Here is a 24,669-nt window from a genome sequence, read left to right on the forward strand (position 1 = left end):
CGATGGCGGGCACGGCCGCGATCGACTGGACCCGGCCCTGGCTCGCGCCCTACCGCGTGCAGGGCGAGGCGGCGGCCGGCGCCATCGCGCAAGGCCTGCCGGTGGCGCAGGCGCTGCAGGGCGCGGGGCCGCCGGCCTTCGTGCCGCAGCACGCGCTGCCCGCGGGCCGGGCCTACGAGGCCCACGTCTTCGAGACCGGCACCGTGCCCACGCGCGACAACCTGCACGACTTCTTCAACGGCCTCGTGTGGCGCGCCTTTCCGCGGGCCAAGCGCCGTCTCAACGAACTGCAGGCCACGGAGATCGAACGCGCCGGCGTCGGCGCAACGCGCGGGCCGCTGCGCGACGCGCTCACGCTGTTCGACGAGAACGGCGCGCTGCTCGAGGCGCCGCCCGAACTGTGGCGCGCGCTGGCCGCGCGCGACTGGCCGGCGCTGTTCGTCGCGCGGCGCGGGCTGTGGGCGCAGGCGCGGCTGCGCGTGTTCGGCCATGCGCTGCTCGAGAAGCTGGTGTCGCCGCGCAAGGCCGCCACGGCGCATGTGCTGCTGACCGAAGGCATCGACGGGCTGGACGACGAGGCGCTCGCGCGTCGCCTCGACCCCGCCTGGCTCGCCACCAAGCCCTTCGTGCCGCTGCCGGTGCTCGGCGTGCCGGGCTGGTGGGCCGGCAACGAGGCGCCCGATTTCTATGCCGATGCCCAGGTCTTCCGTCCCGCGCGGAGCGCCGCCGAATCCCCCGCGGCGGGGCCCGGATAGCGGGTGGCTAGAACTTTTGCTCCTATCATCTGTCTACCCGCCTGCCGCCGCACGGCCGCGCGCGACGCCTTCTTCCAGAACCAACAACAACCCAGGCAGGGAGGCGGACGCGGCAGGAACGGCTTGAAGCGGGCCGCAGGGCCCTCATCTGGTCGGCAGCGTTCCCCCACGGAGAATTCAACTTGAAACGTATCCTTCTGTTCGTCCTGACCAATGTGATGGTCGTCGCGGTGCTCGGCGTGGTCGCCAGCCTGCTCGGCGTCAATCGCTTCCTCACGGCCAACGGGCTGAACCTCACGGCCCTGCTCGGCTTCGCGCTGATCATGGGCTTCGGCGGCGCGATCATCTCGCTGCTGATCAGCAAGCCGATGGCCAAGTGGACCGCCGGCCTGCGCATGATCGACAACCCCCAGTCGCCCGACGAGGCCTGGATCGTCGGCACGGTGCGCAAGTTCGCCGACAAGGCCGGCATCGGCATGCCCGAGGTCGGCATCTTCGAGGGCGAGCCCAATGCCTTCGCGACCGGCGCGTTCAAGAACTCCTCGCTGGTGGCGGTGTCCACCGGCCTGCTGCAGAACATGACGCGCGAGGAGGTCGAGGCCGTGATCGGCCACGAGGTGGCGCACATCGCCAACGGCGACATGGTCACGATGACGCTGATCCAGGGCGTGATGAACACCTTCGTCGTGTTCCTCTCGCGCGTGATCGGCTACGCGGTCGACAGCTTCCTGCGCCGCGGCGACGACCGTTCCTCGGGCCCCGGCATCGGCTACTACGTGAGCACCATCGTGCTCGACATCGTGCTGGGCTTCGCCGCCGCGATCGTGGTGGCCTGGTTCTCGCGCCAGCGCGAGTTCCGCGCCGACGCCGGCGCCGCCGCGCTGATGGGCAACCGCCAGCCGATGGTCAACGCGCTCGCGCGCCTGGGCGGCCTGCCGGCCGGCGAACTGCCGAAGGCGGTCGAGGCCATGGGCATCACCGGCGCCATGGGCAAGCTGTTCGCCACCCATCCGCCGATCGAGGAGCGCATCGCCGCGCTGCAGAACGCGCGCTGAGCACGCTCATCCGGACGACATCGAGCCGCCACCTTCGGGTGGCGGCTTTTTTCATGGCGCGGGCGCTTCTACACTGCGGCTCCCCGAGGCCAGGAGTTCCGCCGCATGCCCAAGTCGCCGACCCAGCAGATGTCCGCCGCGCTCAAGGCCGTGCTGGTGCCCGTGTTGCAGGAGGCCGGTTTCGACGGCCGCTTTCCGCGCTACCGGCGCGACCGCGCCGAGGTGCTGCACTTCATCGGCCTGCAGTACGACAAGGCCGGCACCGCGTTCTTTCTCGAGGCCGCATGGCATCCGCCGGGCGACAAGACGACGAGCTGGGGAGAGCTGGTGCCGCAGCACGAGCTGCTGCTCGAGCATGCGCCGCTCGAGCACCGCGTGCGGCTGCAGCGGCACGGCGGCGCGAGCAGCCTGCCGGCCGACTGGTTCTCGTACGAGGGGCTGGGCGACGATGCCGCGGCCTACCGCGCACTGGCCGCGTCGGTGGCCGGGCTGCTGCCGCAGGTCGAGGCCTGGCTGGCGCGCGGCGAGCCGGGGCCGAATCTCTCGCCCTACGGCGCGAGCCTGTAGGGCCGGGCGCTCAGTCCGCCGAGGGCGCGGCTTCCGACGCGGGCGCTGCCGCGTCGGGCATGGCTTCCGGTGCCGCCGCGGTGTCGGCTTCCGCCACCACCACCGCCGGTGCGGGCGCGGCCACGGGCGCCTCGCGCTCCTTGCGCGCGCGCTGCAGCGTGCGCGTCACCTCGCCGGGCTTCATGCCGTACATGTCGGCGAACTCCTGCTCGCCGCGGCCGCTGGCCTCGAAGGCACGCAGCAGGGCCTCGCGCTTGGCGGCCTGCGCCGCCAGTTCGGCCAGCGCCTCGTCGACCACGGCATTGGCCTTCTCGTCGCGCGAACGCACGAGCACGGCATAGGCCTCGCGGTCCAGGCCCGAGTTCTCGATCGCGCGCGCGATGCGCGTGACCAGTTGCGGGCGCAGGTCCTCCTCGGTGCGCTGCGAGCGGCGGCGGTGCAGCTCGAGGATGGCGTGGTGCACGTGCTCGGGCGCGACCGGGTCGACCGGGTTGCCGTCGAGGTCGTGGCGCGGATGGCCGGCGGCCACGCTCTCGAGGTAGCGCGTGGAGCGCGCATGCTGGCCCATCGCGACCTTGAGGTCCTCGGTCTTGAAGTCCTCGGGATGGCGCGCGAGCAGGTCCTCGTAGACGCCGAGCTTCAGCGGCACGAAGCGCGCGCCGAACAGCTGCGGATAGAGCTCGAACAGGCGCTCGAGCACCGGGCTGGCCTTGCGCTGCGGGCGCGCCGGTTGCTGCTGCTGCGCCTGGGCCTGCGGCTGGCGTTGCGGCGCGGCGCCCTGCGGGCCGCGCGGGCCCTGGCCGCGCTGCGGCCGCTGGGGCTTGCGGCGCGGGTTGTTGTCGCGCTGCGCCTGACCCTCGGGGCGGGCACCGGCCGCGGGCGCGGCTTCGGCACCGGGCTCCTGCGCGGCGTCGGCACCGCCGCGCAGTTGCTGCAGCTGGGAAGCCAGGTCCGGGCGGGGGCCGCGCGGCTTGTTGCGCGAATTCGTCTTCGGGGCGGTGGTGGGGGCGTCGGTCATTGCTCGGGATTCGGCGCGGGGCGCGAAGTCGGAATTAGGGGTTGGAAGTCGGTGGGGCGGCGCGCGGTGCGCGTCAGCGGGGCCGGAACATCTTGAACAGATTGTCGTGCCGGATCTCGAAATAGTCCGCCGGGCCGCCGCCGCGCAGGATCGGCTGCGCCGCGGCGGTGTCGTAGATGCCTTCGCGCAGCAGGTGGCGCGCGATGTGCACGCCCACCACTTCGCCGAGCACCAGCCAGGTCTCGATGGCGCGGCCGTCGGCGGCCTGCAGCTGCACGATCTGGGTCAGCCGGCATTCGAAGGACACCGGGCTCTCGGCCACGCGCGGCACCGCGATGCGGCGCGAGGGCGCGGGCGTGAGCCCGGCGAGCGCGAACTCGTCGACCTCGGGCGGCACCGCGGCGCAGCTCTGGTTCATCGGCTCGGCCAGCGGGCGGGTGGCGAGGTTCCAGCCGAACTCGCCGGTCTCGCGGATGTTGCGCAGGCTGTCCTTGGCCGTGATGCTCGCGAAGCCGACGATCGGCGGCGTGTAGTTGAAGCCGTTGAAGAAGCTGTAGGGCGCGAGGTTGAGCACGCCCTGCGCATCGTGCGAGGAGATCCAGCCGATGGGCCGCGGGCCGACGATCGCGTTGAACGGATCGTGCGGCAGGCCGTGGCCCCGCGCGGGTTCGTAGAAATGGAAGCGGTCGTCGTCCTGCATGGAAGGGATCCCGGGTTGTTCGGTCAGCGCAGGGCCGGGCGCATCGCCTGGCGGCCGATCAGCAGGCGGAACGGCAGCAGCATGAACACGCCGACCGCGAGTTTCACGCCGAGGTCGCCGAGCGCCCAGGTGAGCCAGGGGCCGTCGGTGCCCGCGAAGGCGATGCCCCAGAACACGATGCTGTCGAGCACCGCCGCGACCACGGTCGCCACCAGCGGCGCGCGCCACCAGAGGCCGCGGCGCAGGCGGTCGAAGACGCGGATGTCGAGCAGCTGCGAGGCGATGAAGGCGCTGCCCGAGGCCAGCGCGATGCGCGCCGGCGCGAGCAGCAGCGACACCACCACCGCCACCGCGAAGCCGATCCAGGCCACGCGGCGCGCCATGCCGGGGCCGAAGCGCCGGTTGACGAGGTCGCTCACGAGGTAGGCGACCGGGTAGGTGAAGGCACCCCAGGTCAGCCAGTCGTTGATGGCGAACTGCACCAGGATGTTGGAGGCGAGCACCACCAGCGCCATCGCGCCGATGGCCAGCGCGAAGGCGCCGGGGCCCGGTCGAGCGAAGGCGAGGGGAGCGCGGTCGTGCGTCGTCGTCATGGCGTTCTCAGACGGCGGCGGTGCGCTGCCGTTCGGCCTCGGCCCGCAGGCCGCGTGCCACGGCTTCCGCGACCTTGATGCCGTCCACGCCGGCCGACAGGATGCCGCCCGCGTAGCTCGCGCCTTCGCCGGCCGGGTACAGGCCGCGCACGTTGAGGCTCTGGAAGTCCTCGCCGCGCGTGATCCGGATCGGCGAGGAGGTGCGCGTCTCGACGCCGGTGAGCACCGCGTCGTGCAGGTCGAAGCCCTTGATCTTGCGGCCGAAGGCCGGGAAGGCCTCGCGCATCGCCTCGATCGCGAAGTCGGGCAGCGCGCGGTGCAGGTCGGTCGGCGTCACGCCCGGCTTGTACGAGGGCATCACCTCGCCGAGCTGGGTGGAGGGCTTGCCGGCGATGAAGTCGCCCACCAGCTGGCCCGGCGCGCGGTAGTCGCCGCCGCCGAGCACGAAGGCGTTGGACTCGAGCGCGCGCTGCAGCGCGATGCCGGCCAGCGGGCCCTCGGGATAGTCGCGCGGGTCGATGCCCACCACGATGCCCGCGTTGGCGTTGCGCTCGGCGCGCGAGTACTGGCTCATGCCGTTGGTGACCACGCGGCCCGGCTCGCTGGTGGCCGCGACCACGGTGCCGCCCGGGCACATGCAGAAGCTGTAGACCGAGCGGCCGTTGCTCGCGTGGTGCACCAGCTTGTAGTCGGCCGCGCCCAGCATCGGGTGGCCCGCATGGCGGCCCCAGCGCGCGCGGTCGATCAGGCCCTGCGGATGCTCGACGCGAAAGCCGATCGAGAAGGGCTTGGCCTCGATGTGAACGCCGCGCTCGTGCAGCATCGCGAAGGTGTCGCGCGAGCTGTGGCCGAGCGCCATCACGACGTGGTCGGCGCGCAGCTCGTGGCTCTGGCCGGTGGCCTGGTCGAGCACGGTGAGGCCGCGAAGGTGTTTGCCGTCGTGCCCATCCTCGATGCGCACGTCGGTCACGCGCTGCTCGAAACGGATCTCGCCGCCGAGCGCCACGATCTGCTCGCGGATGTTCTCCACCACCTTCACCAGCTTGAAGGTGCCGATGTGCGGATGCGCGACGTAGAGGATCTCGGGCGGCGCGCCGGCCTTCACGAACTCCTCCATCACCTTGCGGCCGAGGAAGCGCGGGTCCTTGATCTGGCTGTAGAGCTTGCCGTCGGAGAAGGTGCCGGCGCCGCCCTCGCCGAACTGCACGTTCGACTCGGGGTCGAGCACGCTCTTGCGCCACAGGCCCCAGGTGTCCTTGGTGCGCTGGCGCACGGTCTTGCCGCGTTCCAGCACGATCGGGCGCAGGCCCATCTGCGCCAGCATCAGCGCCGCGAAGATACCGCAGGGGCCGAAGCCGATCACCACCGGACGGCTCGCGCCCGCGGGCACGTCCGCCGGCAGCGCATGGCGCATGTCGGGCGCGGGCTGGATGTGCGGATGGCCGGCGTGCCTGGCGAGCAGCGCGGCCTCGCGTTTCGCGTCGGCGAGCGCCACGTCGCAGATGTAGACCGTCAGCAGCTCGGCCTTGCGCGCATCGAAGCTGCGCTTGTAGACGGTGTGGGAGGCGATCGCCTCGGGCGGGACCTCGAGGGTGCGGGCGATCAGCGCGGCCAGCGCCTCGGGCGCATGGTCGAGCGGAAGTTTGAGTTCGGAGATTCTCAGCATGTCGTGGGGCTTGTGTTTATCAAGCAGGCCGACGATTTTACGCGTTGGGCCGCTATCAAAGGGATAGCTGGCCGCAACGGGGGACCGCGAAGGGATCAGGCGGGCAGGAAGCCTTCGACCGACAGGTAGCGCTCGCCGGTGTCGTAGTTGAAGCCCAGCACCACCGCGTTCTCGGGCAGCGAGGGCAGCTTCTGCGCGATGGCCGCCAGCGTGGCGCCCGAGGAGATGCCCACCAGCATGCCTTCCTCGGTGGCGCAGCGGCGCGCCATCTCGCGCGCGGGCTCGGCATCGACCTGCAGCACGCCGTCGAGCAGCGCGGTGTCGAGGTTCTTCGGGATGAAGCCGGCACCGATGCCCTGGATCGGGTGCGGCGCGGGCTGGCCACCCGAGATCACGGGCGATGCCACGGGCTCGACCGCGAACACCTGCAGCTTCGGCCACTTCTTCTTGAGCACGCGCGCCACGCCGGTGATGTGGCCGCCGGTGCCCACGCCGGTGATCAGCACGTCGATGCCCTCGGGGAAGTCGGCCGCGATCTCCTCGGCCGTGGTGCGCACGTGCACCTCGACGTTGGCCGGGTTGTTGAACTGCTGCGGCATCCAGGCGCCGGGCGTGCCCGCCACGATCTCCTCGGCGCGCGCGATCGAGGCCTTCATGCCGCCCGCGCGCGGCGTCAGGTCGAAGGTGGCGCCGTAGGCCAGCATCAGCCGGCGGCGCTCCACCGACATGCTGTCGGGCATCACCAGGATCAGCTTGTAGCCCTTGACGGCCGCGACCATCGCCAGGCCGATGCCGGTGTTGCCCGAGGTGGGCTCGACGATGGTGCCGCCGGGCTTGAGCGCGCCGCTCTTCTCGGCGTCCTCCACCATCGCGAGCGCGATGCGGTCCTTGATCGAGCCGCCGGGGTTGGCGCGCTCGGCCTTGATCCAGACCTGCTGCTTCGCGTTGCCGAACAGGCGCTGGATGCGCACGTGCGGCGTGTTGCCGATGGTCTGGAGGATGTTCTGGGCCTTCATGGATGGATCTCCTTGGATGCGTTCGGTTCGATGGTTGTCGCGACGACAGCGCGCATTGTGAGACCAGCCCGCGGACCTTTCAGCGCGAAGGTGTTGCAACCGGCACGCCCGGCAGCAGCCGGCCGCGCACCAGCAGCGCCAGGGTCTTCGCCGCGAAGAGGCCGATGATCGCGTTGGCGGCCACGAACAGCAGCGGCGCGAGCCAGCGCACCGGCCCCGTGGCGCCGGCCGCCACCAGCCGCATCGCGAGCGTCGGCAGCGCACCCACGCCGAAGCTGAAGGCCCAGTAGCCGGGCGTGAAGGACTGGCGCGAGATCCACGGCAGCAGGCGCAGCAGCAGCAGGGCTTGGTAGAGGCCGTAGCCCAGCAGGATCTGCGCGAACAGGTCGGGCACGCCGCCATTCACCGCGAGCCAGGTGCCGCCGCCGACCACGGCCGGCGCGAGCTGGATGCCCAGCAGCGGGCGCTGCGCCTCGGGCAGCGGCTCCTGCGTGGCGGCGCGGTGCAGGATCAGCGATTCGAGCGCGAGCCACGAGAACAGCCCCGCGCCGAAGAACAGCAGGCCCAGCTGCGGCCAGCCGAAGGCCGCGGCCGCGGTGCCGGCAACGAAGTTCTGCGCCACGGCCGGCAGGTAGATCGCGGGCGTGACCGAGGCCGGCGCGCGGCCGCCCTGCCAGGTGCGGCCATAGAGCCGCAGGCCGAGCGCGAGCTGCGCCGTGACGGCGAGTGCGAACACGGCCAGCGCCACCGGGCGTGCGTAGGGCAGCAGCGCGACCGCCGCCAGCATGCTGGCCACCGGGCCCAGCGCCGCGAACGACGACTGCACCGGGTGCTCGAGCTCGGCGCGCGCCTCGTCGGGATGGCGCAGCCACTTGGCGGCATAGAGCGCCAGCAGCACCAGCCAGACGGCGATGCCGGCCCAGGTCAGGGCCTGCGCGGCCTCGGGCGGCAGTTGCCACAGCGGCGTCGCCACGCGCCAGGCCGCGGCCAGCGCGAGCAGGCCGACGGCGATGCTGAAGAAGGAGACGGGAACGGGGCCGCGGGCCGATGCCGCGGGTGCGGCGGTGGGAGCGGCGGGGGCGAGATCGGAAGTCATTCTGTTCACCTCGTGGAAGTCGGTGAATGAACTGTAGGCCTGCATGCTAGGATTTTGAATGCCGATCCGGCTACAAAACTTGCTCCAACGTCTCACACCATGGATGCCCTGAGCGAACTCGTCGACTGGCTGGCCCCGCGCGGCCGCATGGACCTGCGCTGCCTGTTCGGGCAGGACTGGGCCGCGCCGCACGAGGCCATCGGCCCGTGGCGCGCGCCCTTCCACATCCTGATGCGCGGGCGCTGCGAGCTGTGGCTGCCGGCCAGCAAGACGCTGCTGCCGCTGGAGGAGGGCAGCCTCGTGATCCTGCCGCACGGCCAGGCGCACGTGCTGCGCACCGCGGGGCTCGGGCCGGAGCCGAGAGAGCCGCAAGAGGACATGCGCCCGATCCGCCTGCGCAAGGGCGAGCTGGTCGACCTCAAGACCAACCTGCCGCGCCCCGCGAAGGCCGACACCGACATCCTCTGCGGCGAGTTCGAGTTCCCGGGCCGGCGCCGCAGCACGCTGCTCGACGCGCTGCCCGATCCGCTGGTGATTCCCTTCGGCCAGCGGCCCGAGTACGGCTGGCTGCAGGGCCTGGTGCGGCTGATGGCGCACGAGATCGAGCAGCAGAACGCCGGCGCGCAGGCCATCGTGGCGCAGCTCTCGGGCACGCTGTTCACGCTCGCGGTGCGCGCCTGCCTCGACACCCGGCCCGAGCTCTCGGGCGTGCTGGGCCTCATGGCCAGCCCGCGGCTGGCGGGCGCGCTCAAGGCCATGCTCGACGCGCCGCAGCACGACTGGACCGTGGCCTCGCTGGCCGAGCGCTGCCACCTCTCGCGCGCCACCTTCGCGCGCGAGTTCGCGCGCCGCACGGGCACCGGCCCGCTCGAGCTGCTGACCAGCCTGCGCATGGAGCTCGCGTCGCGCCTGCTCGCGCATGGCGGGCAGGACACGGCCTCGGTCGGCGAGGCCGTCGGCTACCGCTCCGAGGCCGCGTTCAATCGTGCCTTCGCGCGCCACGCGGGCCTCACGCCGGGGCGCTTCCGGCGCGCCGCCGCGTCTACGGCCGGCTGAGGCGTCTCCGGACCCGGCCAACACCGGGCGCCGCAGCGGCGCCTTCCACAGCTCGGCCAGCAGCACGCCGGCCACCGTCAGCACGCCGCCGACCGCGTGATAGGCCGCGAGCGATTCGCCGATCACCGCCGCCGCGATCAGCGCGGTGAACAGCGGGATCAGGTTGAAGAACATGCTCGCGCGGCTCGGTCCGATGTGGGCCACCGTGTGCATCCACACCAGCGGCGCGAGCATCGAGGCGCCGAGGCCCGCGAAGCCGATCAGCGGCAGGTTGGCGGCCGACAGGCCCATGCGCGGCGTCAGCAGGTACAGCGGCAGCAGCACGATCACCGCGCACACGATCTGCAGGTAGAGCAGCTGCAGCGCGGGCACTTCCTTCATGCCCCAGCGCTTGAGCAGGATCACGTAGACCGCATAGGCCAGCATCGCCAGCAGCATCAGGCCGTCGCCCATGTTGGCGCCGCTCTTGAGCAGCGTGCCGAGGTCGCCCGACGACACCACCACCGCCACGCCCGCGATCGACACCAGCGAGCCCGCCACCGCGCCGGCCGTGAGCCGCTGGCCCAGCAGCAGGATCGACAGCGCCAGCACCATCATCGGCGTGAGCGAGCCGATGATCCCCATGTGCGTGGCCGTGGTCAGGTAGGCCGCGTAGTAGGCGAGGCTCTGGTAGACCACCATGCCCAGCAGGCCGAGCACCGCGATGCGGCCCAGTTGCGGGCGGATCGCGCGCCAGTTGCGCAGCACCGGGCGCAGCGCCAGCGGCGTGAACAGCAGGGCCGCGAGCAGCCAGCGGTAGAAGCTGATCTCGGCCGGCGCGATGGTGCCGGCCGCCATCTTGCTGACGACGGTGTTGCCCGACCAGATGACGACGGCGAGCAGGGGGAAGGCATAGGGCCACATGGGACAGGACTTTCAGGAGGAGGCGGGGCTATCATCGGTGCGTCCGTCCTGCGGCATATAGCTCGATCAGGACAACCGGTCCGGAATTCCGGACGCTCTTTCGAGGAACCGCCCCGTCATGGCCGATCGCGCGCGCTACCTGTCGATCCAGGACGTGGAGCACAAGGCCGGCCCGTTCTATTTCAATTGGGACGAATTCGGCGCCGACACCCTGGCCGCGCCGCACAGCCACAGCTGGGGCCATCTCAACTACACCGCGCACGGCACCATGCAGATGGAGGCCGAGGGCCTGCGCTTCCTCTCGCCGCCGCAGTACGCGGTGTGGATCCCGCCGCGGGTGGTGCACAGCTGCACGCTGCGCCATGCCGTCGTCTATCGCACCGTCTACATCGTGCCCGCGCTGTGCGCCGAGTTGCCCACCCAGCCCTGCACCGTGCGCATCAGCCCGATCATCCGCAGCGTGCTGGCCGACTTCGCCGCGCGCGATGTGAACGAGCCCGTCACGCCGGCCGACCTGCGGCTCGCGCAGGTCGTGGTCGACCAGCTCGCGCGCGCCGAGGTGCTGCGCTGCTACCTGCCGGCCGCGGCCTCGCCCGCGCTGGTCGGCGTGCTCGAGGCGCTGCAGGCCGAGCCGGGCGACCACCGCTCGCTGGCCGAGTGGGCCGCGAGCGTGCACATGACCGAGCGCACGCTCGCGCGCCAGTGCCAGCGCGAACTCGGCATGTCCTTCGGCGACTGGCGCCAGCGGCTGCGCTTCCTGCGCGCCATCGATGCGCTGGAGGCCGGCCGCACGGTGCAGGAGATCGCCTTCGATCTCGGCTACAGCACGGCCTCGGCCTTCATCGCGATGTTCCAGCGCGAGGCGGGCACGACGCCGGAGCAGTACCGGCGCGAGTTCTGCGGCATCGCGGGATGAGGGCATGCGCGAAGCGGCGATAATCCGCCCCGTGAAGCGTGCCAGACCGCCGCTGGTGCAAGCCCGCAAGGGGCGATGCCTTCGGGCACCGCGTCGAAAGACCGCACTGGAGGAACGTCCGGACTGCACAGGACAGCGCAGGAGCTAACGGCTCTCCACCGTGAGGTGAGGATCAGAGCAACAGAGACGAGCCGATTCAGTTCGGGTGAAACGGGCAATCTCTGCGCGCAGCAACACCAAGTAGGCCAGTATCGAGGTGGTTCCGCTGAGCTGGCGGGTAGGTGGCATCGAGCCGTCTGGCGACAGACGGCCCAGAGTAATGGCGGTCACGCCGGGCATTTCGCAAGAGATGTCCGGTGCACAGAATCCGGCTTATCGGCGCGCTTCACACTTTTCTTTCTTCTTCCCCAACGTTCTTCGTCGGGTCATGCCGCTCGGCGCATGACCCGCCCGTCGGCATGGCCGGCACGATCTGGGGTAAACCCGTATAATCGATAGCAAGCTAACTAATTGGGAGCCTTGCCATGGCCGAATCGGTCACGCCGCCCGCCGGCCGGAAGAAGAAAAAGGAAGCGCGCGAAGCCGCGCTGATGAAGCTCGGCATGCAGTTCTCGACCCTGCAGCGCGGCTACCGCGCCGCGGCCGACAAGGCGGTCGCGCACGTGGGCCTGTCGCAGACCCTGGCCTGGCCGGTGGTGATGATCGGCCGCATGGAGCAGGGCGTGCGCCAGGGCGTGCTGGCCGAGGCGCTGGGCATCGAGGGGCCGTCGCTGGTGCGCTCGCTCGACCAGCTCGTCGAGGCCGGCTATGTCGAGCGCCGCGAGGACCCGGCCGACCGCCGCGCCAAGACCCTGCATCTCACGCCCGCGGGCGAGGCCGCCTGCGAACCCATCGAGGCCGCGCTGAGCCTGATGCGCGCCGCGCTGTTCGAGGGCGTGTCCGACGAGGACCTCGCGGCCTGCCTGCGCGTGTTCGGGGTGCTCGAGGAACGGCTGGGCCGCACGGCACCGGCCGAGGGGCGCCGCTAGATGCCCTCGTTGAGCCTGCCGCGCTTCAGCCGCGCCGAGATCGTCTTCTCCACCAAGAGCTTCGCCGCCGCGATGCTCGCGATGTACCTCGCCAGCCGCGCCGGCCTGCCGCGTCCGTTCTGGGCGCTGATGACCACCTACGTCGTGGCCCATCCGCTGGCCGGTGCGGTGCGCTCCAAGGCGGTCTACCGTTTCTGCGGCACGCTGATCGGCAGCACCGCCACCGTGCTGCTGGTGCCCGCGCTGTCGAACGCGCCCGAGCTGCTGACGCTGGTGCTCGCGCTGTGGGTCGGCCTGTGCCTGTGCATCTCGCTGTTCGACCGCACGCCGCGCTCCTACGTCTTCATGCTCGCGGGCTACACCGCCGCGCTGATCGGCTTTCCCTCGGTGCAGGCGCCCGAGGCGCTGTTCGACACCGCCGTCGCGCGCGTCGAGGAGATCGGCCTGGGCATCTTCTGCGCGACGCTGCTGCACAGCCTGGTGCTGCCGGCCGGCATGGGCCCCACCGTGCTGGGCCTGCTCGACCGCACGCTGCAGGACGCGCGCAAGTGGCTCGGCGACCTGCTGCAGCCGCCTGCCAGCGCCACGGGCACGCCCGCGCGCCGCGCCGATGCCGACCCCAAGCGCCTGGCCGACGACCGGCGCCGTCTCGCGGGCGACATCACGCAGCTGCGCATCCTGTCGACCCACGTGCCCTTCGATACCACGCACCTGCGCTGGACCGCCGGCGCGATCCGCGCGATGCAGGACCGCGTGGCCGCGCTCACGCCCGCGCTGTCGGCGGTGGAAGACCGGCTGCTCGCGCTCGAGCAGGCCGAGGGCGCCATCGCGCCCGACGTGGCCGCGCTGCTCGCGCAGACCGGGCAGTGGCTGCGCGAGGAGGGCGCCGGCGCTTCCGACGATGCGCGCCTGCAGGCCCTGCGCGCGACCCTTGCCGCGCTCGCCGCCACGCGACCCGGTGCCTCCATCTCTCCCTGGGGCCGCGCGCTGCGCATCGCGCTCGCGGGCCGGCTCGAGGAGCTGGTCGAAGGCTGGCGCGCCTGCGCGCGGCTGCGTGCCGACATCGACGACGGCCTGAAGGGCGCGGTGCCGCCGCGCCGCGTCGCCGCGCTCGGCAACCGCGTGCTGCACCTCGACCGCGGCATGGCGCTGCTGTCGGCGCTCGCGGCCGTGCTCGCCATCTGCCTGTGCGGTGCGTTCTGGATCCTCACCGGCTGGTCGATGGGCTCGGCCGCCACCATGATGGCCGCGGTCTTCTGCTGCTTCTTCGCCACCATGGACGACCCGGTGCCCGCGATCCAGGGCTTCCTCAAGTGGACGCTGTGGTCGATCCCGATCTCCGCGCTCTACGTGCTGGTGCTGCTGCCGCTGGTGCACGACTTCGGCATGCTGGTCGCGGTCTGCGCGCCGGTGTTCCTGGCACTGGGCCTGTACATGGCGCGGCCGGCCTATTTCATGGCCGCCATGGCGCTGCTGTTCGGCGTCTCGGGCACGCTGGCGATGCACGACACCGCCACCGCCGACATCGTGAGCTTCATCAACAGCATGCTGGGCCAGGTCTTCGGCGTGGTGGCCGCGGCCTTCGTCACGCGGCTGGTGCGCTCGGTGGGCGCCGACTGGAGTGCGCGCCGCATCCAGCGCGCCACCTGGCGCGAGCTCGGCGAGATGGCCGGCGCGGCCGCGGCCACGCCCGTGACCCTGTCGTCGTCGGCCCAGCGCCGCGCCGTGCCCGGCGACGCCTACGCGGTGCGCATGCTCGACCGCATCGGCCTGCTGGCGCCGCGCATCGCGCAGGCCGGCGGCCGCATCGAGGGCGTGGCCGCCGACGACGCGCTGCGCGACCTGCGCATGGGCGCCGACATCGATGCGCTGCAGCGCGTGCGCGCGCAGCTGCCGCTGGCCTCGGCGAGCGCGCTGCTCGGCGACATCGCGCGCTTCTTCCGCCAGCGCGCCGGTGGCCGCGTGGCCGCGCGGCCCGCGAGCCTGCTGGCGCGCATCGACGAGGCGTTGGCCTCGATGCTCGGCGCTGCAAGCACGTCGAGCGCCGACGCGCGCTCGGCCGTCACCGCGCTGGTGGGGCTGCGCCGCAATCTCTTTCCGGAGGCGCCGCCGATGCGCGCGGCTTCCGTCGTTCCAGTTCCTGTTCCTGTTGCCGCGCAAGGAGTGTCCCGATGATCGGCGAAGCGAGTTTCTACGGCCTCTACGTGCCCTGGCTGATGCTGCTGGCCGGTGCCGCGCTGCTCGCCCTGTGGGGCGTGCGCCGGCTGCTGGCCGCCACCGGCCTCTACCGCTGGGTCTGGCACCCGGCCCTGTTCGACATGGCGCTCTACCTGCTGCTGCTCTATGCGCTGAGCCGCGCCACGTCCTCCCTGCAATGACCACACCATGACCGCCAACACTTCCAACGACAACAAGGCCGGCGCCCGCACCTGGCCCGCCGGCGCGCTGCGCATCCTCGTCACCGCCGCCGTGGTGGTCGCCGCCGTCTGGGCGGGTTTTCGCCTCTGGGACCACTACGAGCTCGCGCCCTGGACGCGCGACGGCCGCGTGCGCGCCAACGTGGTCCAGATCGCGCCCGACGTCTCGGGCCTGGTCACGGCCGTGCCGGTGCAGGACAACCAGTCGGTGGCCGCCGGCACCCTGCTGTTCGAGGTCGACCGCGCGCGCTACGACCTGGCCGTGCGCCAGGCCCAGGCCGCGCTCGCCGCGCAGCGCGCCATGAGCGCGCAGGCCCAGCGCGAGAACACGCGCAACGCGGGGCTCGAGGCGCTGGTCTCGCAGGAGGCGCGCGAACAGACCCGCGCGCGCGTCGAGCAGGCGCGTGCCGCCGTCGCGCAGGCCGAGGTCGCGCTCGATTCGGCGCGCCTGAACCTGCAGCGCGCCGAGGTGCGCGCGCCGGCCGACGGCCTGGTCACCAACCTCGACCTGCGCCAGGGCAGCTACGCGGCCGCGGGCCGGCCGGTGCTCGCGCTGGTCGATGCGCGCTCCTTCTACGTCGAGGGCTACTTCGAGGAAACCAAGCTGCCGCGCATCCACCTCGGCGACCGCGTGCACGTCATGCCGATGGGCGGCGGCGCGGTGCTCGGCGGCACCGTCGAGAGCGTGGCCGCCGGCATCGCCGACCGCGACCGCTCGACCAGCGCCAACCTGCTGCCGAGCGTGAATCCCACCTTCAACTGGGTGCGGCTCGCGCAGCGCATCCCGGTGCGCGTGAAGCTCGATTCGCTGCCCGCGGGCGCGCGGCTGGTGGCGGGGCAGACGGTGACGGTGCAGGTGCTCGAGCAGGCCGAGGCGCAGCGCGAGAAGACCGCCGCCGATGCCGACGCCAAGGCCGGCGCCAGGAAGGAAGGATGATGACCACCGCATCGCGTACCGTGCTGCGCATCGCCGCGCTGGCCGCCGCCGCGGCGCTCGCGGCCTGCGGCAGCGTCGGCCCCGACTACCGCCAGCCCGACGAGGCCATCGCGAGCCAGCCCGCGGCCGGCCGGCCCTTCGCCGAAGCCGATCCCGCCGCCGGCCTGCAGGCCGTGCCGCTGCCGCCGCACTGGTGGCGGCTGTACCGCGACCCGCGGCTCGACCGGCTGGTCGAGCAGGCGCTCGCGCACAACACCGACCTGCGCCAGGCGGTCGCCAACCTCGAGCGCGAGCGCGCCATCGAGGCCGAGGTGGCCGGCGGCAAGCGCCCCGTCATCGGCGTGAACGGCGGGCCCTCGTTCGGCCATGTCTCGGGCCTGCAGCTGCTGCAGAAGGACTACGAGCCGCCGGACCGCTTCAACTACAGCAGCGGCCTGTCGCTGTCCTACCAGGTCGACCTGTTCGGCCAGATCCGTCGCGCCGCCGAGGCGGCCGAGGCCGGCACCGAATCGGCCGCGGCCGCGCTCGACCTGGTGCGCGTGAACGTCGCGGCCGGCACCGCGCGCGCCTATGCCGAGGCCTGTTCCACCGGTCTGCGGCTGACGATCGCGCAGAAGTCGGTGCGGCTGCAGCAGGAGGCGGTCGACGTCACCGAGAAGCTGCACGACGCCGGCCGCGCCGGCGCGCTCGACACCGGCCGCGCCCGCGCGCAGCTGCAGCAGCTCACGGCCGCGCTGCCGCCGCTGCTGGCCGAGCGCCAGAACGCGCTCTACCGCCTCGCCACGCTCACGGGCGAGCTGCCGCAGGACTTTCCGCGCGAGCTCGCCGACTGCGCCGTGCCGCCGCGCGTGGCCGGCACCGTGCCGGTGGGCGACGGTGCCGCGCTGCTGCGCCGCCGGCCCGATATCCGCCAGGCCGAGCGCAGCCTGGCCCAGGCCACCGCGCGCATCGGCGTCGCCACGGCCGACCTCTATCCGAAGATCACGCTGGGCCTGTCGGCCTCGTCGGCCGGGCCGGCCGAGGACTTCGGCCGCAAGGGCACCTTCGGCTGGAGCCTCGGCCCGCTGATCTCGTGGACCGTGCCCAACACCGGCATCGCGCAGGCCCGCATCGCGCAGGCCGAGGCCGGCACGCGCGCGGCGCTCGCGAAGTTCGACGGCACCGTGCTCACCGCGCTGCGCGAAACCGAGTCGGCGCTCGGCAACTACGCGCGCGAACTCGACCGCCGCGCCGCGCTGCAGGCCGCGCGCGACGAGAGCGCCACCGTCGCCGCGCAGGCGCGCCAGCTCTACCGCAACGGCCGCACCTCCTACCTCGACACGCTCGATGCCGAGCGCGCGCTGGCCGCGAGCGATGCCGCGCTGGCGGCCAGCGAGGCGCAGCTGTCGGACGACCAGATCGTGCTGTTCATGGCGCTCGGCGGCGGCTGGGAGACGGACGACGGCGACCGCCTCGCGGCCAGCGGCAGCGAGGCACGCAAGCAGTGAACGCGAACGCCATTCCCGCGCCACGCGCCGCGCACGCGCCGCTGTGGCTGCTCGCACTCGTCACCTTCAGCGGCACCCTGGCCATGCACATCTTCGTGCCCGCGCTGCCGATCGCCGCGCGCGGCCTCGGTGCCGGCATCGGCGAGATGCAGATGACGGTGAGCCTCTACATCTTCGGCCTGGCCGTCGGGCAGCTGGTGTACGGCCCGCTGGCCGACCGCTTCGGCCGCCGGCCGGTGATGCTCGCGGGCCTCGGCCTCTACACGGTCGCGGGGCTGGCGGCCGCGCTCGCGCCCGACGTGCATGCGCTGATCGCCGCGCGGCTGTTCCAGGCCATGGGCGGCTGCGCGGGCCTGGTGCTCGGGCGCAGCATCGTGCGCGACACCGCCGAGCCGCAGGAGGCGACACGCCGCCTCGCGCTGATGAACCTGATGGTGACCGTGGGCCCGAGCATCGCGCCGCTGGTCGGCGGTGCGCTCGCCACCGCCCTGGGCTGGCGCTCGATCTTCTACGGCCTGTTCGCGCTCGGCATCGTCGGCCTGCTGTTCACCTGGCGCCTGCTGCCCGAGACCGGCCGGCCCGGCGCGCCCGTCAGCGCGCCCGCGCTCGCGCGCAACTACGCGCGGCTGCTGCGCTCGCCGGCCTTCCTCGGCTTCTCCATCGGCGGCGGCTGCGCCACCACCTCGATGTACGCCTTCATCGCCTCGGCGCCGTTCATCTTCGTCGACCAGCTGCACCGGCCCGCGCACGAGGCCGGCATCTACCTCGCGATCCTGGTCTCGGGCGTGTGGCTCGGCAGCTTCCTCACCAGCCACCTGATCGCGCGCGTGCGCGTCGACCAGCTCATGATCCGTTCCAACGCGCTCAGCGTGGCCGCGGCCTTCGTGCTGCTGGACGCCGCGCTCACCGACCACCTGTCGGTGCCGCTGATCGTCGCCGCCATGTTCCTGTTCACCGTCGGTGCCGGCATGGCCTCGCCGGCCGCGCTCACGCAGGCGATCAGCGTCAATCCGCAGATCATCGGCTCGGCCTCGGGCCTCTACGGCTTCACGCAGATGGCGGTGGGCGCGCTGTGCACCGCGCTCGCGGGCATGGGGCACCGCAACCCCGCGCTGGCCTCGGCGATCGTGCTCGCGGGGGCGGGGATCGTGGCGCAGTTGTCGTTCGCGGTGGCGCTGCGTTCGCAGCGCAAGGTGGCGGCGGGCTGAGCCGCGCCACGCACGGCTACTTCGCGAACAACCACCCGCCCTTGGGCTGCCGCATCAGCTCGTGGTGCTTGACCGCGCGCTCCTCGCCGTCGTCGCCCACGTACACCACCTCGAAGCGCAGCAGCTTGGGCGACACCATCTTCCAGTTCTGGATCCGCTTGACGGTCACGCAGGCGGTCTTGTCGTGGTACTGCATCTGCGCCATCGGGCCGCCCTGGAAGCCCTGGGCGTCGAACAGCCGGCCCGGTGCCGCGAAGGGATTGAGCACCGCGCCGTTGCGCGCGGTGATGCAGCCCTCGGTGCGCAGGAAGGACTCGATGGTCGGCGAGGCGCTGCGCACCACGCGGCCCACGGCCGGGGTCGGCGGCTTGGCGGCGATCTGCTCGCGGATGCGCTCGACCTGGTCCTCGGTGATCGGCGCCAGGCCGTCCTTCGACACCACGGGCGGCGGCGCGGGCGGGGCCGGTGGCGCCGGCGCGGGCATCAGGGGCTCGAACACCGAGCAGCCGCCGAGCGAGGCGAGGGCCAGGGCCGCCACCGTGGCGGGCAGGCGGCGCGGAAAGGGAACGGTCTCGGCGGCGGATGTCGATCCGGACTTCATGGCTGGAGTCTCCTGTCGGCGGCGCGAAGCCGCTGGCTGAAAAAAGCAGGCCGCGAACATGCGGTGCGGGCGCGCGAAGCCTTCGTCGTCAAAAGCGTTCCTGCGGCGCGAGGTAGCGCCACTGGCCGGGCGCGAGGCCGGCCAGCGGCACGCGTCCGATGCGGATGCGGCGCATCGCGAGGATGCGCAACTCCATGCGGTCGCACAGGTGCGCGACCTGGCCCGGCTGCGCGCCCTTGAGCGCGAAGCGCAGCCCGGTCTGCTCGGGGGTCTGGCGGCTGATGCTCACGCGCGCCGGCGTGCGCTCGAAGCGCGCGAGCTGCTCGGGCGAGACGGCCCCGGCCACGTCGACCATGATCTCGTGCTCGATGACGGAGGCGTCCTCGTGCAGCTTGCGCTCGATGCGGAATTCCTGCGTGAAGGCCACCAGGCCGCTGGCGCCGGTCTCCAGCGGCGTCATGCAGTGCTGGCCGCGTGCATGCGCGGGCAGGAAGCGCGGCGTTCCGTGCGCGGCGGCGAGGTTGGCGGCCACCAGCAGCGTGTGCGCTTCCTCGGTGCGCAGGCCGGCCGGCTTGTGCAGCAGCAGCGTCACCGGCAGCACGGGTTCGGGCCGCGCGCCCGCTTCGATCTCCACCTGCTGGTGCGGCTGCACGCGCGATTGCGGCAGCAGCGCCGGCTGGCCGTCGACGCGCACCGCGCCGTTCTCGATCAGCAGCTCGGCCTCGCGGCGCGAGCAGCCCGCGAGCGCGGCCACGCGCTTGGCGAGGCGGATGCCCTCGGCGTCGTGCCTGTCTTGCGCACTCATGAGCCGACGGCCGCCTGTTGCCGGATGCGCGCCACGTGCGCCGCCAGCGAACGCGCGGCCACCGGCCACAGCCGCTCGGGCACGTCGTCGTAGGCCAGCGGCAGCCATTGCTCGGGCGTGCCCTCGGGCAGCTTCTGCATCGCGGCCGCGATCTTGGCCTCGCGCTTGAGGCGGTGCGCCTTCAGGTAGGCGATGGCCGTGCGCGCGAAGCCGATCACGTGGCCGTGCGCGGGCAGGATGAATTCGACGCCGCCGGCCTCGCAGTTCGCGTCGAGCTTGTCGAGCGAATCGAGGTAGGCCGTCATGTCGCCATCGGGCGGATCGACCACCGTGGTGCTGCCGTTGAGGATGTGGTCGCCCGAGAACAGCAGCCCGTCCTCCTCGAGCACCAGGCACAGGTGGTTGGCCGCGTGGCCCGGCGTGTGGACCACGCGCAGCGTGTGCGTGAGCGGCTGGCCATCGGCACCGGTGCCCGCGAGCACCAGCCGTTCGCCGTCGGCCAGCTCGCGCTCGGCCGAGAAGCGCGCGCTCGCGCGCGCCGTGGGTGCCGACGACAGCCCCAGGATCGGCGGCTTCGCGGCGCCGGCCAGCGCCTGCAGCGGCGCCGCGCCCGGCGAATGGTCGGCATGCGAATGCGTGCAGACGATCATGCGGATGTCGCCCTTGGCGGCCTGCCACAGCCGCTCGATGTGGGCGGGGTCGTTCGGGCCCGGATCGATCACGATGTGACCGGTGGCGGCGTCGCCCACGATGTAGCTGTTGGTGCCCGGGCCGGTCATCGCGCCCGGGTTGGGCGCGGTCAGGCGCTGCACGTTCTTCAGCAGCGCCACCGGTGCGTCGCTCTTCCAGTCGAGCGAATGCAGCATCTGGCCGTCGGGGCAGACCAGCGCGAGCTCGCCGAAGGGCGGGTCGTTCTCCATGTAGCGCTCGTCGCGGCCGTTGACGAAGCCGCCGCGCGGGCAGCTGGTCCACAGCGGCTGCTCGCTCGCGCAAGCCGCCAGCACCGCGTCGACGCTGGCATAGGAGGCCATGCGCTGCAGCGTGCGCACGGTCGGGAAGATCATGAAGAAGCTGCCGGCCGCGTGGCGTGCCAGCGCATCGGCCGGGCGCACCCAGCTCGGCTCGAACTGCTCGCTCTCGTCGGCCGAGGGCTCCTGGCCCTCGGGCATGCGTGCCACCAGGAAGGGTACGTCGAAGCGCTTGGGCAGGTCGCGGTCGGTGATCCAGTGCGCGAAGGTGAACACGCGGTCGGCCTCGAGCACCAGCCCGCGCGCCGCGCATTGCTCGGCGAAGGGCACGGCCGCGTGGCCGTCGCGGTCCATCGCGGCGATGTCCGCGGCACCGGCCGGGCGGCCGTCGGCATGGTGCGCGAGCAGCACGCCGAGCTCCTCGAAGCATTCGCGGATCGCGGCCACCGCCTGGGTGGCCTGCAGCGGGCTCTGCGTGGGGCGGCGCGCGGCCGTGCGCGCGGCGACCTCGTCGGCCGCGTCGATGTGGCCGCCGGGGAAGACGTAGGCGCCGGGCGCGAAGCTCGCGGTGGCCGAGCGGCGCGTCATCAGCACCTCGATGCCGGCCGCGGTATCGCGCAAAAGCAGCACGGTGGCCGCGGCGCGCACCGCCACCGGTTCGCGCTGGGGATGAATGAGTTGTGTGGGACGAACCATGGGGCGATTATGGAGAGCCGGCGCGCCGGAGGTGTGTCGCGCATAAGCACATGCCGAAGCAGGTATGAGCATCGCGCCAGAATCCGGGGCCTGCACCGCCCGAACCGAGGACCACAGCCATGCCCCCTTTCCACTTCCCGAGCCGGCACCTGCGCGCGCTGCTGACGGCCGCTGCATTGTGCGCGTCGATCGCGCCCGTGGCGCATGCGCAGGCCGATTGGCCGCAACAGCCCGTAACGCTGATCATGGGTTTTCCCGCCGGCTCCGGCGTCGACGTGGTGGCCCGCACCATCCAGGACCCGCTGACGCGCCAGCTCGGCAAGCCCGTGATCATCGACTACCGCTCCGGCGCGGCCGGCAACATCGCGAGCGAGTACGTGGCCCATGCGAAGCCCGACGGCTACACGCTCTCGTTCGGCACCGCCGCCACCCATGGCAGCAATGCCGCGCTCTACAAGAAGCTGCCCTTCGACGTCGAGGCTGATTTCGTTCCGGTGGCGCCGGTGCTCGACGTGTCGAACGTGCTGACGATCAACCCCGACGTCATCAACGTGAAGACGCTCAAGGAATTCGTCGAGCTGGTCAAGGCCAACCCCGGCAAGTACAACTACGCCTCCACCGGCAACGGCGCCGGCACCCACATGGCCTTCGCCGAGTTCAATGCGCGGCTCGGGCTCAACATGGTCCATGTGCCCTACAAGGGCGGCCCCGAGGCCATCACCTCGGTGGTGCGCGGCGAGACCTGCTGCATCATGAACCAGGTCCAGACCATCCTGCCGCACTACAAGGCCGGCAAGGTGCGGCTGCTCGGCGTGACCACCGCCACGCCGGTGGCCGCGGTGAAGGAAGTGCCCACCATCGCATCGAGCGGCCTGCCGGGCACCCAGGGCTTCGACAGCTCGATCTGGTTCGGCATCTTCGCGCCCAAGGGCACCGACGCTCGCATCGTCGAGAAGCTCAACGCCGCCGTGAAGACGGTGCTCGAGCAGCCCGAGATCCGCGAGAAGTTCGAGAGCCAGGGCAACACCATCCGCATCGAGACGCCCGCGCAGTTCCGCAAGACGGTGCACGACAACCGCGTGAAGTGGGCGGAGGTCGCGAAGGCGGCGAACATCAGCATCGATTGATGCCGACGGCCGCCGGCGTCTTCGTCAGAGCGTCTTGGCCAGCGTGAGGATGAAGCGCGGCTTGTTCGGCGAGTAGACCTGCTGCACGGTGTAGAAGCCGAAGTCGTAGAGCGGGCCGGCCGCGGCGTTGTATGCGTTCTTCTGGTTCGCGCCCTGCACCGAGCCGGCGAGCGTGAGTCCGCCGCCGAAGTCGTAGCTGGCGCCCACGTTGTAGTCGACATAGCTCTTGTAGGCCGTGTTCCTGCGGATGTCGCTCGACAGGGCCGTGTAGCCCACCGCGGCCTTGAGCGTCACCTTGGGCAGGATCTCCTTGCTGTACGACAGGTTCAGGTAGCCCGTGTTGGTGCCCTCGAGGCCCGAGCCCAGCTTGTTGCCGGCGAAGCCGAAGTAGTCCTTCGACACCGTGTGCGAGTACTTCAGCGTGAAGGAACCGAGGCTCTCGTTGGCATAGGTGGCCGCGCCATAGAGCTCGGTGGTGTTGCCGACCGAGTTGCCCGGGTAGATGTAGGTGAGCGCACCGACGTCCATGTCCAGCGGGCCGGCCTTGAACTTGTAGCCGCCGTACAGGTCGACCTCGACGCTGTTGCCCTGGAGCCAGTTGACGCTGGAGTTCCAGTTGCCGACGTAGAAGCCGCTCTCGCCGAAGGCGTAGTCGAAGCCGCCCTGGAGGGCGGGCTTGGCGCCACGGGTCTTGGCGTAGTCGTTCCTGCCGAGCATGTCCTGGTCCTGGCCGCGGAACTTGTAGTTCGTGGTCAGCGCGATGTTGGCCGTGACCGGCGAGGCGGCCGGTGCCGGCGCATCGCCGGCCGCTTGCGCGAAGGCCGCGCCGGGCAGCGCGAAGGCGGCGGCGATCAGGGTGGGGAGGGCGAGTGCCGAGGAGGCGGCGCGGATCGATCTTTGCATCGAGAGAGCTCGGGGATGAAGGAAGAGCGACAGCGTAGGAGGGGGCGTATCAAAGCCGTGTAAAGACTTCGGGCCGCGGCGCAAAAATTGCGCATGCGGCGCACGGGCAGAATCCCTTGCCCGCGGACCTACCGCCTCCCTCTTCGACCCGAACACCATGTCCCTGCCCGACACCGGCGAGCATGACCGCCGACTGGACGAATCGCTGCTGCGCTCGCTCCACGTGCTGCTGAGCGAGGCCAGCGTGTCGCAGGCCGCGGCCAAGCTCGGCGTGGCGCAGTCCGCGCTGAGCCGCCACCTCAAGGTGCTGCGCCAGCTCACCGGCGACGAGCTGCTGGTGCGCGTGGGCAACCGCATGGTGCTGACCGAGCGCGCGCAGGCGCTGGCCGTGCCCACGCGCCGCATCCTGGCCGACATGTCGCTGCTGACCGCCGAGGCCGGGCCGGTCGAGCCGCGCGAGCTGCGCCAGAGCTTCCGCATCGCGACCTACGACTTCCTGCCGCGCCAGTTCTTCGCCGACATCGCCGAGCGCGTGGCGCGGCAGGCGCCCGAGTGCGACGTGGTGATCCGCGGCCTGGGCTCGCGCTTCGAGCACTACCGCCAGCTCGCCGACGGCGAGGTCGACATGGTCATCACCATCTGGCCCGAGCTGCCCGGCCACCTGCGCGCCGCCAGCCTGCTGACCGAACCCATGGTCTGCCTGGTGCGCGAGGGCCATCCGCTGGCCAGGGCGCCGATGACGCTCGACGACTACCGGCGCGCGCGGCACCTGTCCTCGCTCGAGCACGTGCCGGGGCAGGGCACCATCATCGATGCGCAACTGGCCGAGCTCGGCGTGTCGGTCCACACGGCGATGCACACCCAGTTCCTCGGCATGGCGCCGGCCATCCTCGCGCGCACCGACCTGGTCTTCACCACTGGCCGCCTGCTGGCCGAGGACTTCGCGCGCCAGTACCCGCTCGCGATCGTGCCCTTTCCCGCGAAGATCAAGCCGCACCGCTACCGCCTCGTGTGGCACGAGCGCACGCACAAGAACCAGGCCATGCGCTGGCTGCGCGGCGAGCTGACGGCGGCCGCGCGCGAGCTGGCGCACCGGCCCAGGTCATGACGGCGCTGTCATAACCTGCTGCACAGCGCTGTGCTGGGCGCGG

General features: G+C 71.9%; 23 protein-coding genes, 1 other RNA gene and 1 pseudogene. 14 read left to right on the forward strand and 11 right to left on the reverse strand.

Going from position 1 to position 24,669, the window contains the following annotated elements:
• Positions 1-2: 2 nt before the first annotated feature.
• From R0232_RS05275 to R0232_RS05285, 3 genes are all read left to right on the forward strand, one after another.
• Positions 3-755, forward strand: coding sequence for a DUF3025 domain-containing protein (locus R0232_RS05275; protein ID WP_431511455.1), 753 nt, complete (start codon positions 3-5; stop codon positions 753-755).
• A 182-nt stretch (positions 756-937) separates the two neighbouring features.
• Positions 938-1,810 (forward strand): protease HtpX, encoded by an 873-nt coding sequence (gene htpX / locus R0232_RS05280; protein WP_093355574.1) that lies wholly within the window; start codon positions 938-940, stop codon positions 1,808-1,810.
• A gap of 105 nt (positions 1,811-1,915) precedes the next feature.
• Positions 1,916-2,377: a DUF4304 domain-containing protein gene (locus R0232_RS05285; protein ID WP_431511456.1), complete on the forward strand. Its 462-nt coding sequence runs from the start codon at positions 1,916-1,918 to the stop codon at positions 2,375-2,377.
• 10 nt (positions 2,378-2,387) lie between these two features.
• On the opposite strand, the gene R0232_RS05290 is transcribed toward R0232_RS05285, so the two are convergent.
• The 6 genes from R0232_RS05290 to tehA all read right to left on the reverse strand — a co-directional run bounded on the left by R0232_RS05290 (position 2,388) and on the right by tehA (position 8,466).
• Entirely contained in the window at positions 2,388-3,395 is a 1,008-nt protein-coding gene (locus R0232_RS05290; protein WP_431511457.1) for a ProQ/FinO family protein, read from the reverse strand.
• 73 nt (positions 3,396-3,468) lie between these two features.
• Positions 3,469-4,095, reverse strand: a complete 627-nt coding sequence (locus R0232_RS05295; RefSeq protein WP_093355569.1) for a flavin reductase family protein — start codon at positions 4,093-4,095, stop codon at positions 3,469-3,471.
• Positions 4,096-4,118: 23 nt separating this feature from the next.
• The gene (locus R0232_RS05300; RefSeq protein WP_431511458.1) at positions 4,119-4,688 is read right to left on the reverse strand and encodes a VUT family protein; all 570 of its coding nucleotides are present in this window, start codon (positions 4,686-4,688) and stop codon (positions 4,119-4,121) included.
• A gap of 7 nt (positions 4,689-4,695) precedes the next feature.
• Complete coding sequence (locus R0232_RS05305) at positions 4,696-6,354, reverse strand: NAD(P)/FAD-dependent oxidoreductase (RefSeq protein WP_431511459.1); 1,659 nt, start codon at positions 6,352-6,354, stop codon at positions 4,696-4,698.
• A gap of 95 nt (positions 6,355-6,449) precedes the next feature.
• Positions 6,450-7,370, reverse strand: a complete 921-nt coding sequence (gene cysK, locus R0232_RS05310) for a cysteine synthase A (RefSeq protein WP_208508927.1) — start codon at positions 7,368-7,370, stop codon at positions 6,450-6,452.
• Positions 7,371-7,449: 79 nt separating this feature from the next.
• Positions 7,450-8,466, reverse strand: a complete 1,017-nt coding sequence (gene tehA / locus R0232_RS05315) for a dicarboxylate transporter/tellurite-resistance protein TehA (protein ID WP_431512861.1) — start codon at positions 8,464-8,466, stop codon at positions 7,450-7,452.
• Positions 8,467-8,565: 99 nt separating this feature from the next.
• On the opposite strand from tehA, the gene R0232_RS05320 reads away from it, so the two are divergent.
• The gene (locus tag R0232_RS05320; RefSeq protein WP_431512862.1) at positions 8,566-9,522 is read left to right on the forward strand and encodes a cupin domain-containing protein; all 957 of its coding nucleotides are present in this window, start codon (positions 8,566-8,568) and stop codon (positions 9,520-9,522) included.
• 9 nt (positions 9,523-9,531) lie between these two features.
• On the opposite strand, the pseudogene R0232_RS05325 reads toward R0232_RS05320, so the two are convergent.
• A pseudogene (locus R0232_RS05325) lies at positions 9,532-10,425 on the reverse strand (DMT family transporter); the annotation flags it as partial.
• Between the two features lie 118 nt (positions 10,426-10,543).
• Here R0232_RS05325 and R0232_RS05330 point away from each other — a divergent pair.
• The 8 genes from R0232_RS05330 to R0232_RS05365 all read left to right on the forward strand — a co-directional run bounded on the left by R0232_RS05330 (position 10,544) and on the right by R0232_RS05365 (position 18,418).
• Positions 10,544-11,341 (forward strand): AraC family transcriptional regulator, encoded by a 798-nt coding sequence (locus tag R0232_RS05330; protein WP_431511460.1) that lies wholly within the window; start codon positions 10,544-10,546, stop codon positions 11,339-11,341.
• A gap of 33 nt (positions 11,342-11,374) precedes the next feature.
• An RNA gene (gene rnpB / locus R0232_RS05335) (RNase P RNA component class A) lies at positions 11,375-11,732 on the forward strand.
• 133 nt (positions 11,733-11,865) lie between these two features.
• Entirely contained in the window at positions 11,866-12,369 is a 504-nt protein-coding gene (locus tag R0232_RS05340) for a MarR family winged helix-turn-helix transcriptional regulator (RefSeq protein ID WP_431511461.1), read from the forward strand.
• Positions 12,370-14,544 (forward strand): FUSC family protein, encoded by a 2,175-nt coding sequence (locus R0232_RS05345; protein ID WP_431511462.1) that lies wholly within the window; start codon positions 12,370-12,372, stop codon positions 14,542-14,544. It abuts the gene before it with no gap.
• The gene (locus R0232_RS05350) at positions 14,541-14,747 is read left to right on the forward strand and encodes a DUF1656 domain-containing protein (RefSeq protein WP_209542553.1); all 207 of its coding nucleotides are present in this window, start codon (positions 14,541-14,543) and stop codon (positions 14,745-14,747) included. The genes R0232_RS05345 and R0232_RS05350 overlap by 4 nt, the downstream gene beginning before the upstream one ends.
• A 7-nt stretch (positions 14,748-14,754) precedes the next feature.
• Positions 14,755-15,723, forward strand: coding sequence for an efflux RND transporter periplasmic adaptor subunit (locus tag R0232_RS05355; RefSeq protein ID WP_431511463.1), 969 nt, complete (start codon positions 14,755-14,757; stop codon positions 15,721-15,723).
• A complete protein-coding gene (locus R0232_RS05360; RefSeq protein ID WP_431511464.1) occupies positions 15,723-17,210 on the forward strand; it encodes an efflux transporter outer membrane subunit in 1,488 nt (495 codons plus the stop codon). Before R0232_RS05355 ends, R0232_RS05360 begins: the two co-directional genes overlap by 1 nt.
• A complete protein-coding gene (locus R0232_RS05365) occupies positions 17,207-18,418 on the forward strand; it encodes a multidrug effflux MFS transporter (protein ID WP_431511465.1) in 1,212 nt (403 codons plus the stop codon). Before R0232_RS05360 ends, R0232_RS05365 begins: the two co-directional genes overlap by 4 nt.
• A gap of 16 nt (positions 18,419-18,434) precedes the next feature.
• Here R0232_RS05365 and R0232_RS05370 read toward each other — a convergent pair whose 3' ends face one another.
• From R0232_RS05370 to R0232_RS05380, 3 genes are all read right to left on the reverse strand, one after another.
• Positions 18,435-19,019 (reverse strand): hypothetical protein, encoded by a 585-nt coding sequence (locus R0232_RS05370; protein ID WP_208511149.1) that lies wholly within the window; start codon positions 19,017-19,019, stop codon positions 18,435-18,437.
• 88 nt (positions 19,020-19,107) lie between these two features.
• Positions 19,108-19,824 (reverse strand): RNA pseudouridine synthase, encoded by a 717-nt coding sequence (locus R0232_RS05375; protein ID WP_431511466.1) that lies wholly within the window; start codon positions 19,822-19,824, stop codon positions 19,108-19,110.
• Positions 19,821-21,488: an MBL fold metallo-hydrolase gene (locus tag R0232_RS05380; protein ID WP_431511467.1), complete on the reverse strand. Its 1,668-nt coding sequence runs from the start codon at positions 21,486-21,488 to the stop codon at positions 19,821-19,823. The genes R0232_RS05375 and R0232_RS05380 overlap by 4 nt, the downstream gene beginning before the upstream one ends.
• A 119-nt stretch (positions 21,489-21,607) precedes the next feature.
• On the opposite strand from R0232_RS05380, the gene R0232_RS05385 reads away from it, so the two are divergent.
• Entirely contained in the window at positions 21,608-22,615 is a 1,008-nt protein-coding gene (locus tag R0232_RS05385; RefSeq protein ID WP_093355536.1) for a Bug family tripartite tricarboxylate transporter substrate binding protein, read from the forward strand.
• A gap of 24 nt (positions 22,616-22,639) precedes the next feature.
• Here R0232_RS05385 and R0232_RS05390 read toward each other — a convergent pair whose 3' ends face one another.
• Positions 22,640-23,518 carry a TorF family putative porin gene (locus R0232_RS05390; RefSeq protein ID WP_431511468.1) on the reverse strand — a complete coding sequence of 293 codons (879 nt, stop codon included), beginning with the start codon at positions 23,516-23,518 and terminating at the stop codon, positions 22,640-22,642.
• A gap of 157 nt (positions 23,519-23,675) precedes the next feature.
• Between R0232_RS05390 and R0232_RS05395 the strand changes: the two genes are divergently transcribed.
• Entirely contained in the window at positions 23,676-24,626 is a 951-nt protein-coding gene (locus R0232_RS05395) for a LysR family transcriptional regulator (RefSeq protein ID WP_093355531.1), read from the forward strand.
• Positions 24,627-24,669: the final 43 nt, after the last annotated feature.

Source organism: Variovorax sp. DAIF25 (assembly GCF_050711835.1).
Lineage (GTDB): Bacteria > Pseudomonadota > Gammaproteobacteria > Burkholderiales > Burkholderiaceae_C > Variovorax.